The following is a 438-nucleotide window of genomic DNA, read 5'->3' as shown; positions in this document are numbered from 1 at the left end:
ATCATATCCATCAGCCCGCTATAGACGCGGATACAGCCGTTAGCCATTGCAAAGGCGTTCACATCCTTCGCCATATACACTTTGTAATTCACCGGCTGACCGTTGATATTGTTGCCTAGCGCATTGGCAATAGTTGTCAGACGTTTAGCGTATTCGCTATTGGCTGGCGCAATCGTCGCCTTGCTGTCCATCTCCTGACATGCCTGATCGCTCAGGGCTTTCACCTGCGCATCACTCAAACTGTAAGCCTGAAAAGCTTCCGCTCCTGATGAAAGCAGTCCGTTGGAGTCCATATTCTGGCAACCGGTCAGTACCGTTGCCACGCTCATTGCTACCAATAAGGCGCGAATTTTCATGTTTTCTCTTCCGCACAAGGTCAGGATTATTCTAAAAATGCGCCGTTTGCAGGTGAATCGACGCTCAGTCTCAGTATAAGGA

Annotated in this window: 1 protein-coding gene; it reads right to left on the bottom strand. The window is 49.3% G+C overall.

The window, feature by feature from the left end; translation table 11 throughout:
• The coding region (locus C1I99_RS31980; RefSeq protein WP_499877955.1) for a M48 family metalloprotease at positions 1-356 on the bottom strand (356 nt) is incomplete at its 3' end.
• Between the last annotated feature and the right edge of the window lie 82 nt (positions 357-438).

Source organism: Micromonospora deserti (genome assembly GCF_003236335.1).
In the GTDB taxonomy this organism is placed as follows: domain Bacteria; phylum Actinomycetota; class Actinomycetes; order Mycobacteriales; family Micromonosporaceae; genus Micromonospora; species Micromonospora deserti.
Note: the sequence above shows the minus strand (reverse complement) of the source record. Positions and strands in the feature narration are given on the sequence as shown.